Below are 12,139 nucleotides of genomic sequence, written 5' to 3'. Positions count from 1 at the left end.
ACGACATGCTCAGGGTAGCGCTACCGGCACTCATTGGCCGACTCAATGCCATCGCACGCCAGGGACTGGAGCAGGCCGCCGTGCTGTGCGCCGAACAGCAGGCACCGGAGGTCAGCGCCGGGCATCTGCTGCGCGCGCTGATCGACCAGCCGCTGTGCGACCTGCGCAGCCTGCTCGAGACCCTCGAGATCGACAGCGACGAGCTGCGCGCGCGGCTCGCCGAGGAGACCCGCCCGGCCCAGGATCTCGAGGTCACCACGCCGAGCTTCTCGCCGCTGCTGGTCGAGCTGCTGCAGGATGCCTGGCTGCTGGCCACCACCGAGTATGGCCACCAGACGCTGCGCAGCGGGGTGATCTTCACCGCGCTGCTGCATAACGCCTCGCGCTACCTGGGGCCGCGGAGCGTCGCGCTGCTCGCCGCCATCAACCGCGAGAGCCTGCGCGCCAACCTCGAACGGCTCAGCGCCGACTCCGCCGAGGCCCCGCGCGGCGACGAGCAAACCACGACCCGCCGCGACAGCGCGGCCAGCGGCGCCGACAGCGCCCTGGCGCGCTTCGCCACCTCGCTCACCGAGCAGGCCCGGCGCGGTGAGCTCGACCCGGTGCTGGGGCGTGACCCGGAGATCGACCAGATGCTCGATATCCTCGGCCGGCGGCGCAAGAACAACCCCATCGTGATCGGCGATGCGGGGGTCGGCAAGAGCGCCGTGGTCGAGGGGCTGGCGTCGCGCATCGTGGCCGGTGAGGTGCCCACGGCGCTGGCCGATGTCGAACTGCTGACCCTCGACCTGGGAGCGCTGCAGGCCGGCGCGGCGGTCAAGGGCGAGTTCGAGAAGCGCCTCAAGGCGGTGATCGACGAGGTCAAGAACGCCCCCCGGCCGACCCTGCTGTTCATCGACGAGGCGCATACCCTGATCGGCGCCGGCAATCAGGAGGGCGGCGGCGATGCCGCCAACCTGCTCAAGCCGGCCCTGGCCCGGGGCGAGTTGCGCACCATCGCCGCCACCACCTGGCGCGAGTACAAGAAGTACTTCGAGAAGGACCCTGCGCTGTCGCGGCGCTTCCAGCCGGTGGCGCTGGCCGAGCCCAGCGTCGAGCAGGCGCTGGTGATCCTGCGCGGCCTGCGCGACGTCTACGAACGCGCCCACGGCGTGCTGATCGGCGACAGCGGCCTGCGCGCCGCCGCCGCACTCTCGGCGCGCTACCTGGCCGGCCGCCAGCTGCCGGACAAGGCCATCGACGTGCTGGACACCGCCTGCGCGCGGCTCTCCCAGGCGCTGGAGACCCCGCCGCGGCGGCTCAGCCACCTCAAGAGCGAGCATCTGGCGACGCTGCGCGAGCGCGACCAGCTCGAGCGTGAGGCGCTACTGGGTCGGACCCCCGACGCCGAGCAGCGCGATGAGCTGGCGGCGCGGCTGGGGCGCCTGGACGACGAGCTGGCCAGCCTGGAGGCGGCCTGGCAGCAGCAGCGCGAGTGCGTCGACGCCATCGTCGCGCTCCATCGGCGACTGCTCGACGGCGCTGACGAGACGGCGTCTGACGAGCCAGCACCGGATGAGGCCGACCCCCACGCGGCCCTGGCCGAGCACGAGGCGCGGCTACGCGAGCTGCAGCAGGAGTTCGCGCTGGTCAACGCCAGCGTCGAGGAGGCGCAGATCGCCCAGGTCATCGGCGACTGGACCGGCGTGCCGGTGGAGCGCATGACCAGCGATGAGCTGACCCGTCTGACCGAACTGCCCACCCACCTGGGGCGGCTGGTGCAGGGCCAGGAGATCGCCATCGAGCGCGTCCACCGCCACCTGCTGACGGCACGCGCCGACCTGCGCCGCCCCGGCCGGCCGCTGGGGGCCTTCCTGCTGGTCGGGCCCAGCGGCGTGGGCAAGACCGAAACCGTGGTGCAGATCGCCGAGCACCTCTACGGCGGCCGCCAGTTCCTCACCACCATCAATATGTCCGAGTACCAGGAGAAGCACACCGTATCGCGGCTGATCGGTTCGCCGCCGGGCTATGTGGGCTTCGGCGAGGGCGGCCTGCTGACCGAAGCGATCCGTCAGCGCCCCTACTCGGTGGTGCTCCTCGACGAGGTCGAAAAGGCCCACCCCGACGTGCTCAACCTGTTCTACCAGGCCTTCGACAAGGGCGAGCTGGCCGACGGCGAGGGGCGCCTGATCGACTGCAAGAACGTGGTGTTCTTCCTGACCTCGAACCTCGGCTATGAGGCGATCGTCGCCCACGGCGAGGATCGCCAGGCGCTGGACGAGGCGCTCTACCCGGTGCTGGCCGACTTCTTCAAGCCAGCGCTGCTGGCGCGCATGGAAGTGGTGCCCTACCTGCCGCTCTCCGGCGCGACCCTGCAGGCCATCGTCACCGCCAAGCTCGACGGCCTGGCGCAGCGCATCGGCGCCCGCCACCGTCACGCCGAGGTGGTCCTCGACGACGCCTTGCGCGACGCCATCTGCGCTCGCGCCACGCGCAGCGAGAACGGTGCCCGGATGCTCGAGTCGGTGATCGACGGCGAACTGCTGCCGCCGCTCTCCCAGGCGCTGCTCGAGCGCATGGCGCGGCGTGAGGCGGTGACCCGGGTCGCGCTGGGCGTGGATGCCGAGAGCGGCGCCTTTACCGCGGAGGTGGCGTAAGCCCATGGGCGTCGAGGCCGTCGATCAGCGTATGCCGCAGACAGGGCCGCAGGGCCCCGCCCTGGCCGCCATGCCCACGGCACTGGCGCTGGTCGAGTGCGCCACCCCGGCGGCGCTGCGCGCGTGCGGGAGCCGGCTGCTGCGCGACAGCCTGGGGCTGGCCTGGGTCGAGTGCCTGTTCGTCGAGGGCAGCGGGCGCTGGCTGGGGCGCGATCACGGCGAGGCGCGCCTCGACTGCGACGACTTTCGCCACCCCTATGCCCACGCCATTCGCCGCGGCGCCCCGCTGACGCTGGGCGTGGCCGAGGCGCGTACCCGCCTCGACCACCCCGACTTTCAGGCCCAGGTGGCGGCGCTGCCGGGTGCCCTGGGGCTGCAGGTCCGACCGCTGCGCGCGCTGGATGGCCAACGTGAATGGCTGGGGGCGCTGGCGCTGGCCGCCGACACCGAGACCCTCGCGGGGCTGGCCGACAACGCCGGCTTTGCCGCCTTCGAGGCGCTGCTGTGCCGCCTCTGGGCGCGGCTGGCGCGTAGCCAGGGCGAGCGCCAGCGCTCGGCGGCGCTGCGCGAGTCGCTGGCCAAGCTCAACGACGGCGCACGACGCCAGGGCCTGGCGGAGCGGCTGGCCGAGGATCTGCTGGGTGACTCGGCGGCCATGCAGCACCTGCGCAGCCAGGTGATTCGCGCCGCCGAAACCCAGCTGGCGGTGCTGCTGCAGGGCCAGACCGGCACCGGCAAGGACTGCGTGGCGCGCGCCATCCATCGCTTCTCGTCGCGGGCCGAGGGGCCCTTCATGGCCATCAACTGCGCGGCGATTCCCGAGTCGCTGCTGGAGTCGGAGCTGTTTGGCCACGCCAAGGGGGCCTTCTCCGGCGCCGACCAGGCCCGCGTGGGGCTGATCGGGCAGGCCGACGGCGGCACCCTGTTTCTCGACGAGATCGGCGATATGCCGCTGGCGCTGCAGGCCAAGCTGCTGCGCGTTCTGGAGAGCGGCCGCTACCGCCCGCTGGGGGCCAGCGACGAACGCTGCGCCGACCTGCGGCTGGTAGCCGCCACCCACCAGCCGCTGCGCGAGCGAATCCGCGACCAGCGCTTCCGCGCCGACCTCTACTATCGCCTCGGCCAGTTCCCGCTCAGCCTGCCGCCGCTGGGCGAGCGGCGCGAGGACATCGCCATCCTGGCCCAGGCCTTCGTCGCCGACTTCTGCGCCCGGGAAGGACGCGACGAGGTCGGCATTACCCCCGCGGCGCTGCGTCAGCTACGCCAGCGCGACTATCCGGGCAACGTGCGCGAGTTGAAGAACCTGGTCGACTACGCCTGCGCCATGTCGCCGCCGGGCGCCGACCTCGAAGCGGCCGCACTGCCCGCCGAGGCCAGCGAGGCTGGCGAGCCGGCCGCGGAGACACCGCTCGCCGCGCCGTCGGTGGCCGTCGACGACCTGCGCCAGGCGCTGCGCGACTTCGAAGCCGAACTGATCCGTCAGCGGCTGCGCTATTTCGACGGCAACCGCGCCCTGGCCGCCGAGAGTCTCGGCGTACCCAAGCGAACCCTGGCACACAAGTGCCGACTGCTGGAAGTGGATGCCCCATGAATGCAATGCGAGTGATATGGCCGAGCGGCCAGGCCGCCCTGGTGGGGCTGCTGCTCGCGCTGAGCCAAGCGGCCATCGCCGATCCCCTCGAGGCGGCGCGGGCGTGTGCCGCCGAGCCCTCGCGGCTCGAGCGACTGGGCTGCTACGACGCCCTGTTTCAGGACCTGGACGAGGAGGCGGACGAGGTTGGCCTGCCGCCGCTATGGCACGCCATCGAGCGCCTGGAAGCGGATCGCGACGCCGACGACTTTTCGCTGCGCGTCGATGAGGGTGACGGCGACGTGCTGCTCAGCGCCCCGGCGCGCGGCACCACGCCGCCGCGGCCGCTGCTGGTGATCGCCTGCGAGAAGTCGATCACCCGGTTCCAGCTGCATCTGCCCGAGGCGCTTGGCGTGCCGCGGGCGGAGCTGGTGCTGAATGCCAACGGCCGTGCCCTGAACCAGGCCTGGCGGGTGCGTGACGCCGGCCATGTGGTCAGCGGCGGCCGCGGCCTGCCGGCCATCGAGACCCTGCGTCAACTGCTCGACGCCGATGAGCTGCAGTTGGGCAGCGAGGTCGCCGCCCTCGACGGGCTGCGTTTCGATATCGGCGAGCTGCGGCAGCGGATCCAGCCGCTGCGCGACAGCTGTCGCTGGTGAGGGAGCCTATGCGCATCACGTCCGATACTCAGCTCGCCGCACTGCTCGCCCCGCTGGGCGAGTCGCGGATTGGCGCCGACATCGAGGAGAGCGCGGACTACCTGTGGCTCGACGAGGAGATGATGAAGGTCGGCTCGCTGCAGCATGGCGAGGTCGACTGGGAGGGCGCCGAGACCCGCGCCGTGCGCCTGCTCGGCCAGGTGGGCAAGGATCTGCGGGTGCTGGGGCACCTGCTGCACTGCCTGCAGCGCGACGGCGACGGGGTGCGCTTCGCGCTGTCGCTGCGGCTGCTGGCCGGCAGCCTCGAGCAGTGGTGGGAGGCGGCCTACCCCTATGCCGGGCCGCGCGGGGCCAAGCGCCGTCCACGGCTATTCGCGCAGTTCGTTCAGCGCGCGGTGAAGCTCGCCGCCGCGCTCGACTTCGGCAGCGCCGAGGATGAGTACCAGGCCTGCGATCAGGCCCTCGAAGCGCTGCGCGAGGCGGCCACTGCCCGCCAGCTGCCCGACGATGCCCTGGCCGAGCTGGCGCGCCAGCTGCACGCCCTGCGGCCAAGCCGCGAAGCGCCGCCCCCCGCGGCGGCGGCCGACAATGGCTCGGGGGCCAACACGCCGGGGGCGAGCACGCCCTCGGCGAGTAGCGCCACCAAGCTGCCCGAGCTGCGCCTGGAGGCGGGCAACGAGCGCGCCAACCGCCAGGTGCTGCTCAAGCTGGCCGACTTCCTCAACGAGCAGTCGCCCGGCGAGGCGCTCGGCTATCGCCTGCGCCGCCACGCCATCTGGTCGGCGATCCAGGCGCTGCCGGCCTCGCGGGAGGGCGGCCGCACCGAGCTGGCGCCGGTCTCTGCCGACCGCATCGCCGACTACCGCGAGGCGCTGAGCAAGGGCGGCGATGGCGAGCTGTGGCGGCGCATCGAGAACAGCCTGGCGGTCAGCCCCTACTGGCTGGAGGGCCACCGGCTCAGCGCCCAGCTCGCCGAGCGGCTCGGCCACGCGCGCTGTGCCGCGGCGATCCGCGACGAGGCGGCGCGCTTTCTCGAACGGCTGCCGGGCATCGAGGGGTTGAGCTTCAACGACGCCAGCCCGTTCGTCGACGACGAGACGCTGCGCTGGCTGCACAGCGCCCCCGGGGCTGCCGGTGAGGCGCGCGGTGGCGGCGACGCCGAGCCGTGGCAGGTGGCCCTCGATGCCGCCCGCGAGACGCTCGACAGCGACGGCCTGGCGCCGGCGCTGGGCATGCTCGACCAGGGTCTGGCGGCGGCGCGTTCGCCCCGCGACAGCGCCTACTGGCGGCTGGCCAGCGCCGATCTGCTGGCGGCGGCCGGCCTCGAGAGCCTGGCTCAGCAGCACTACCAGGCCCTGCACGATGCAGTGGCCGAACTCGAATTGGAGCAGTGGGAGCCGGCGCTGGTCGCACGGCTCCGGGCATCGCTCAAGGGCTGATGCCGAGCAACAGGCGCCCCGCGCGCAGGAGCACGACCATGCATAACACAACGTATGACAGGGACGAGGGATAAGGCTCATGTGGAGAGGAATCAAGTCGGCGCTGGGCCGCTTCGTGCCTGGCGCATCACGCGCTCAAAGCAACGTCAATCAGGCCAAGGGCCACGCCAACAAGGCCAAGGGGCTCAAGCGCTTTATCGTGGCGCTGTGGTGGCTGCTGCTGATCGCCCTGGTGGTGGCGATCTGGTGGCTGGGGCCGCGCTGGGAGGTCCGCGAGGTCTTCCCGCTGGGCCCCTGGCCCAACCGCCTGCTGGCGACTCTGGCGCTGGTCACCGTGGTGGCCGTGGTATGGGGCGTGCGCCTGGCGCGCCGGCTGCGCCAGGTCGATGAAGAGCGTAGCCACGCCGAGCGTCTGCAGCTCGACCCTGCCCAGGCCCAGGTAGAGCGCCAGGAAGCGAGCCTCGATGCGACCCTCGAGGAGCTCGAGGATAGCCTGGGCGGGGGCAGCAGTGCGCGCTACAAGCTGCCCTGGTACCTGGTGATGGGTATCGAGAATGCCGGCAAGACCAGCCTGATCAACCGCTCCGGGCAGAACTTCTCGCTGACCCATGTGATGAAGGCCTCCGGCCAGGGCAAGAAGCAAGGCCAGTTCGGTTTCGACTGGTGGATCGGCGACAAGGCGGTGCTGATCGACCCCGACGGCGAGCTGCTGACCCAGGGCGCGCTGGAGGGGGGCGAGCCCCAGGAAGTACAGAGCCGGCTGTGGGACCACTTCGTCGACTGGCTGGAGCGCCAGCGCGCGCAACGCCCCCTGGATGGCGTGGTGCTGGTTCTCGACCTGGCGCGCCTCAGCGATGCCCGGGTGGCGGTGCGCAAGGCCTACGCCTCGCTGCTGCGCGCCCGCCTGCGCGAGCTGATGGAGCGCCACGGCGCGCGCCTGCCGGTCTACGTGACCTTCAGCAAGATGGACCTGCTGCACGGCTTCGATGACTTCTTCCGCCACTACTCCCGCGCCGCGCGCCGCGCGCCGCTGGGCTTCACCTTCAGCCCCGAGTCGATCGAGCGCCCCGGGCTGTGGGAGACCGAGTTCGGCGACTCATTCGATGCCATGCTCGAGCGTCTCAACGCCAGCCTGCCGACCCTGCTGTCGGAGTGCCGCGACCGCGAAGAGCGCGAGGCGGTGTTCCGCTTCGTGCGCCAGCTCGCCGGGCTGCGCGACGTGCTGCAGGGCTTCCTCACCGAGGCGCTCTCCAGCGACCGCTTCTCCACCGCGGCAATGGTCCGCGGGACCTATTTCACCTCGGTCTATCAGCAGGGCGTGCCCGAAGACCCCTTCGTCGACGCCGCGGCGCGCCGCTACGGCATGGCCGACAGCGTGCAGCCGGCGCATCGGGCGGCGCGCAGTGCGCTCTACTTCACCGAGGAGCTGTTCGACAAGGTGATCTACCCCGAGGCGGGGCTGGCCGGCGACAACGCCCGCGCCGCCCGGCGTCGGCAGCGGGTGCGCCGTGCCAGCATGCTGGTGTGCCTGTTCGGCGGTGCGGCCATGGTCGGCGGCTGGAGTCACTTCTACCAGAAGAACGCCGCAGCGCTGGCCGATGTGGAGGAGCGCACCGAGGCCTTCCTCGCTGCGCAGCCCTCCGAACTGCATAGCGACGACCCCACCGGCTATGCCCTGCTCGAACCCCTCGACCGCCTGCGCGGCGCCACCCTGGCCTTCGGCGACCACCGTGAGCAGGTGCCGCTGATCGCCGATATGGGGCTCTACCAGGGCGCCGTGGGGCGCGACGTGGAGAGCGCCTATCTGGCGATGCTCGAATACCACTTCCTGCCCTCGCTGATGGTCGGGATCATGGATGACATGAACCGTGCCGAGGAGGGCAGCAACGAGCAGCTGGCGCTGCTGCGCATCCTGCGCATGATGTCCGATGCCAGCGGCCGTCAGGCCGAGCGGGTGCAAGACTTCATGGCGCGCCGCTGGCAGAGCGAATTCCCCCAGCGCGGCAGCGTTCAGGAGCGTCTGCTGGCGCACCTCGACTACGCCCTGGCCTTCACCGACCTCGAAGGCCACGCCGCCGCCGGTGATCGCCGCGCCGAGATGGCCATGCAGCCGCTGCGCGGCAGCATCGACAGCGCCCAGCAGGAGCTTGCCCGCCAGCCCATGGACGAGCGCGTCTATGCCACCCTCAAGGCTGGCAGCGACCGCCGCAGCGGGGCGGTACTCGACCTGCGCCAGGGCGTCGGGCCGACCTTCAGCGCGGTCTTTATGGCCCGCGACGATGAGCCCGCCAACGTGCGCATTCCCAGCCTGACCACCCGCCACGGCTTCGAGGGCTACTTCCTGCAGGAGCTGGATCAGGCCACCGACCTGGCGCTGATCGATCTGTGGGTGCTGGGCCAGCGCGACGATATCGACTTCAGCGATGCCGACCAGCGCCAGCTGCAGGATGCCCTGCGCGAGCGCTACGTCAGCGACTATCACGTCACCTGGCGCCAGGCCCTCGACGATATCTCGCTGGTGCCGATCCCCGACATCGACCAGGCGGTGGTGGTGGCCGACGCCCTGCTCGGCGCCAGCCGGCCGCTGGATCGACTGCTCGGCGAAGTCGCCACCCATACCCGGCTCTATCCCGAGCTGCCCGAGGACGACGAGGCCGCGCGCCGCGCCCTGGAGCGCTCGCCGCGCTACCGCCTGGCCGGCGATATCGAACGCCACTTCCGCGATCTCAACGGCCTGCTCGAGGCGCGCGACGGCAATCCGGCGCAGATCGCCGAGATCAAGGAGGCCATCGCCGAGCTGCGTGACTATCTGCGCCAGGTGCAGGGCGCCAGTGACCCGGGGCGGGCGGCCTTCGTCAGTGCCCGTGACCGCCTGGCACTGCGCGGCGGCGACCCGATCCACAATCTGCAGCGCATCGCCGAGGACACTCCGGCGCCGGTCGACGGCATGCTCGAGAGCCTCGCCGACCAGAGCTGGCAGCTGCTGATGGCCAGCGCCATTCGCCACCTCGAGCACCAGTGGCTGGATGACGTGGTGGCGCCCTACCAGGAGCGCCTGGCCGGCCGCTACCCGCTGGCACCCGATGCCTCGCGGGACGTGGCGCTGAGCGATTTCGAGACCTTCTTCGCCCCCGGCGGCACCCTCGATGCCTTCTACCAGGACAACCTGCGGCCGTTTATCGAGGAGGCGCCCCAGGAGCTGCTCGATGCCGACGGCAACTCGCTGCTGCGCGACAGCGTGCTCACCGCGGTGCAGCGCGCCGAGCGCATTCGCGAGGCCTACTTCGGCCGCGACGGAGCCCTCGACGTGGAGTTCTCCCTCGAGCCGATCAGCCTCAGCCCCGACAAGCGGCGCAGCGTGATCAGCGTCGATGGGCAGCTGATCGAGTACGCCCACAGCGCCAGCAGCCGGGTCTCGATGATCTGGCCCAATGCCCTGCGCGGCGGCACCGAGAGCCGGGTGACCCTGGTTCCCAGCGAGGTCAATCGCTCACCGCGCAGTCTGACCCGCGACGGCGCCTGGGCCTGGTTCCGGCTGCTCGACGAGGCCGAGATCACCTCGGCCAGCGAGCGTGAGCTGGAACTGCGCTTCAGCGTCGACGGTGGCAGCGTGCGCTACCGCCTGAACGCCAACGGCTCGCGCAATCCCTTTACTCGTCCGCTGGCCGCCGGCTTCCAGCTGCCCACCGCCCTCTATGCCGAAGGAGGCCTGGATGCTGACGACACTTAAGCGGCTGCTGGGGGGCGAGCGCGCCTCCCCACCGGCGCGGCAAGCCGGCCAGGCGCTTGGCGGCGGCCTGGTGGCGGCCCGGGAGGAGGATATCCAGCGCTTCCTCGACGCCGCCTGCCGCGCCGACGAGCACAACCAGGCGCCCTGGGTGCTGCGCGACGAGGCGCGCATCGAGACCCTGCGCCGGGCGCTGGAGTTCACCCTCCACCGCGGGCTGTGGCTGCAGCGCGAGGCGCAGGGCGTATCCCACTGGCAGGGGCGGCTGCTGGCGCTGCGCCACGCCGACGGGCCGCCCCTCGGCATGCTGCTGGCCTGCCGCCCCGACGATGAAGCGGCCTGGCAGCTGCGCTTCTTCTTTATCGAGCCGGAGTGGCAGGGCAGCGGCCACGGGGCCCGGTTGCTGATGGCGGCGCGCCAGAGCCTCAGCGGTAGCCCGCTGCAGGCGCGCCTGCCGGTCAGCTGCAAGGCGGCCATTCACAGCCTGGAGGCCGCCGGCTTCCAGCGCATGCATATCGACGCCACCCAGGTGGCCAGTTTCGAGGCGCCGGCCGAGTGGCACTGACGGCGACGCCCTGACCAGAGGAGGACGACGGATGGGACGCAAGCTCGTACTCGTAGGAGATATCGGCACCGACCATGACGGCTTCCCGCCGACACCGGTCATCGCCGGCAGTCCCACGACCATGATCGATGGCAAGCCGGTGGCGCGGCTGGGCGACCCCCTGGCCCCCCACGACAAACCCAAGCACCCGCAGCACCCCCGCGCCATCGCCGAAGGCTCGGGCTCGATCCTGATCGACGGCAAGCCCGCCGCGCTCACCGGTCATGCGGTGGACTGTGGCGGCGTGGTGATCGGTTCCGCCAGCGGGGAGGGCAGCTGAGATGGCCACCGGACTGCAATTTACCCTGGCCCTGGCCAGCGACGACAGCCTCGACCTGGCGGTGATCGACTTCACCCTCGAGGAGTCGCTCTCGGCGCCGTTCCGCCTCGAGGTCGATTTCGCCAGCCGCGCGTCGGACCTCTCCCCCGAGGCCTTCCTCGACCGCGAGCTGACCCTCACCGTCTGGCAGGACGGCGAACCGCTGCGCCGCGTGCACGGCATCGCCGCCGAATTCAGCCGCGGCGACCGCGGCCATCGCCGCACCTTCTATTCGCTGGTCATCCGCCCGGCGCTGTGGCGCCTCTCGCTGCGCCACAACTCGCGCATCTTCCAGCAGGTCTCGCCGCTGACCATCATCAACACCCTGTGCGAGGAGCGCGGCATCACCGATGTCGCCTTCGCCGTTACCCGTGAGCCCGAAGAGCGCGAGTACTGCGTACAGTACCGGGAGACCGACCTCGCCTTTATCCAGCGCCTGGCCGCCGAGGAGGGGCTGTTTTACTTTCACGAATTCGAGAATGAGGCCGGCGGCGCCCACCGCCTGGTCTTCGCCGACGACCCGCAGATGCTGACTCAGTTGGGCGAGCGCAGCTACCACAGCCGCGCCGGTGGCACCCCGCCGGCCCGCCATGTGCGCCGGCTCAAACAGGTCGCCCGAGTCGCCCCGGCCAGCGCCACCCTCAAGGACTACTCCTTCAAGCAGCCCGCCTATGCCCAGCTGCACGAGCACGTCGGCGACGACCTCGAAGCCCACGGCCAGCGAGACGACTACGAGCACTACGACTACCCCGGGCGCTACAAGCAGGACGCCTCCGGCGAGCCCTTCACCAAGATACGCCTCGAAGCGCTGCGCCACGACGCCCTGACCGCGGAAGCCAACAGCGACCTCCCCGAGCTCGCCCCCGGCAGCCGCTTTACCCTCAGCGACCACGACGCCGACAGCCTCAACCGCGACTGGCAGGTGGTGCGGGTCACCCACCGCGGCGAACAGCCCCAGGCGCTGGAAGAGGACGGTATTACCGCCGCCGACAGTGCCGGAATGACTCGGTATCATAATGACGTCGTCCTTACCCCCGGCGACGTCGCCTGGCGCCCCACCCCCGACCCCAAGCCCCGGGTCGACGGCCCCCAGGTCGCCTTCGTGGTCGGCCCCGAGGGCGAAGAGATCCACTGCGACGAGCACGGCCGGGTCAAGGTGCAGTTCCCCTGGGACCGCTACGCCGA

8 protein-coding genes are annotated in these 12,139 nt (G+C 71.2%); all 8 read left to right on the top strand.

Annotated features, from left to right (window positions below; genetic code table 11):
- Positions 1-5: 5 nt before the first annotated feature.
- Entirely contained in the window at positions 6-2,636 is a 2,631-nt protein-coding gene (tssH, locus tag IEI94_RS09100; protein ID WP_191166993.1) for a type VI secretion system ATPase TssH, read from the top strand.
- 4 nt (positions 2,637-2,640) lie between these two features.
- The gene (locus tag IEI94_RS09095) at positions 2,641-4,227 is read left to right on the top strand and encodes a sigma-54 interaction domain-containing protein (RefSeq protein WP_191166992.1); all 1,587 of its coding nucleotides are present in this window, start codon (positions 2,641-2,643) and stop codon (positions 4,225-4,227) included.
- On the top strand, positions 4,224-4,865 hold the full coding sequence (gene vasI / locus IEI94_RS09090) for a type VI secretion system-associated protein VasI (RefSeq protein WP_224750035.1): 642 nt from the start codon (positions 4,224-4,226) through the stop codon (positions 4,863-4,865). The genes IEI94_RS09095 and vasI overlap by 4 nt, the downstream gene beginning before the upstream one ends.
- 8 nt (positions 4,866-4,873) lie before the next feature.
- Complete coding sequence (gene tssA, locus IEI94_RS09085; RefSeq protein WP_191166991.1) at positions 4,874-6,304, top strand: type VI secretion system protein TssA; 1,431 nt, start codon at positions 4,874-4,876, stop codon at positions 6,302-6,304.
- Positions 6,305-6,383: 79 nt separating this feature from the next.
- Complete coding sequence (gene tssM / locus IEI94_RS09080; RefSeq protein WP_191166990.1) at positions 6,384-10,034, top strand: type VI secretion system membrane subunit TssM; 3,651 nt, start codon at positions 6,384-6,386, stop codon at positions 10,032-10,034.
- On the top strand, positions 10,018-10,596 hold the full coding sequence (locus tag IEI94_RS09075) for a GNAT family N-acetyltransferase (RefSeq protein ID WP_191166989.1): 579 nt from the start codon (positions 10,018-10,020) through the stop codon (positions 10,594-10,596). The genes tssM and IEI94_RS09075 overlap by 17 nt, the downstream gene beginning before the upstream one ends.
- 31 nt (positions 10,597-10,627) lie before the next feature.
- Complete coding sequence (locus IEI94_RS09070) at positions 10,628-10,915, top strand: type VI secretion system PAAR protein (protein WP_191166988.1); 288 nt, start codon at positions 10,628-10,630, stop codon at positions 10,913-10,915.
- Position 10,916: 1 nt separating this feature from the next.
- Positions 10,917-12,139: type VI secretion system tip protein TssI/VgrG (gene tssI, locus IEI94_RS09065; RefSeq protein WP_191166987.1), on the top strand; the 1,223-nt coding region annotated here is incomplete at its 3' end.

It is taken from the genome of Halomonas sp. ML-15 (genome assembly GCF_014779595.1).
Classification (GTDB): domain Bacteria; phylum Pseudomonadota; class Gammaproteobacteria; order Pseudomonadales; family Halomonadaceae; genus Franzmannia.
This window is presented reverse-complemented; position numbering and strand designations above follow the sequence as displayed.

Bases quoted from the DNA above. Each gene is read 5' to 3' on its own strand.
- tssH (WP_191166993.1), top strand. From the start codon at position 6: ATGCTCAGGGTAGCGCTACCGGCACTCATTGGCCGACTCAATGCCATC.
- IEI94_RS09095 (WP_191166992.1), top strand. From the start codon at position 2,641: ATGGGCGTCGAGGCCGTCGATCAGCGTATGCCGCAGACAGGGCCGCAG.
- vasI (WP_224750035.1), top strand. From the start codon at position 4,224: ATGAATGCAATGCGAGTGATATGGCCGAGCGGCCAGGCCGCCCTGGTG.
- tssA (WP_191166991.1), top strand. From the start codon at position 4,874: ATGCGCATCACGTCCGATACTCAGCTCGCCGCACTGCTCGCCCCGCTG.
- tssM (WP_191166990.1), top strand. From the start codon at position 6,384: ATGTGGAGAGGAATCAAGTCGGCGCTGGGCCGCTTCGTGCCTGGCGCA.
- IEI94_RS09075 (WP_191166989.1), top strand. From the start codon at position 10,018: ATGCTGACGACACTTAAGCGGCTGCTGGGGGGCGAGCGCGCCTCCCCA.
- IEI94_RS09070 (WP_191166988.1), top strand. From the start codon at position 10,628: ATGGGACGCAAGCTCGTACTCGTAGGAGATATCGGCACCGACCATGAC.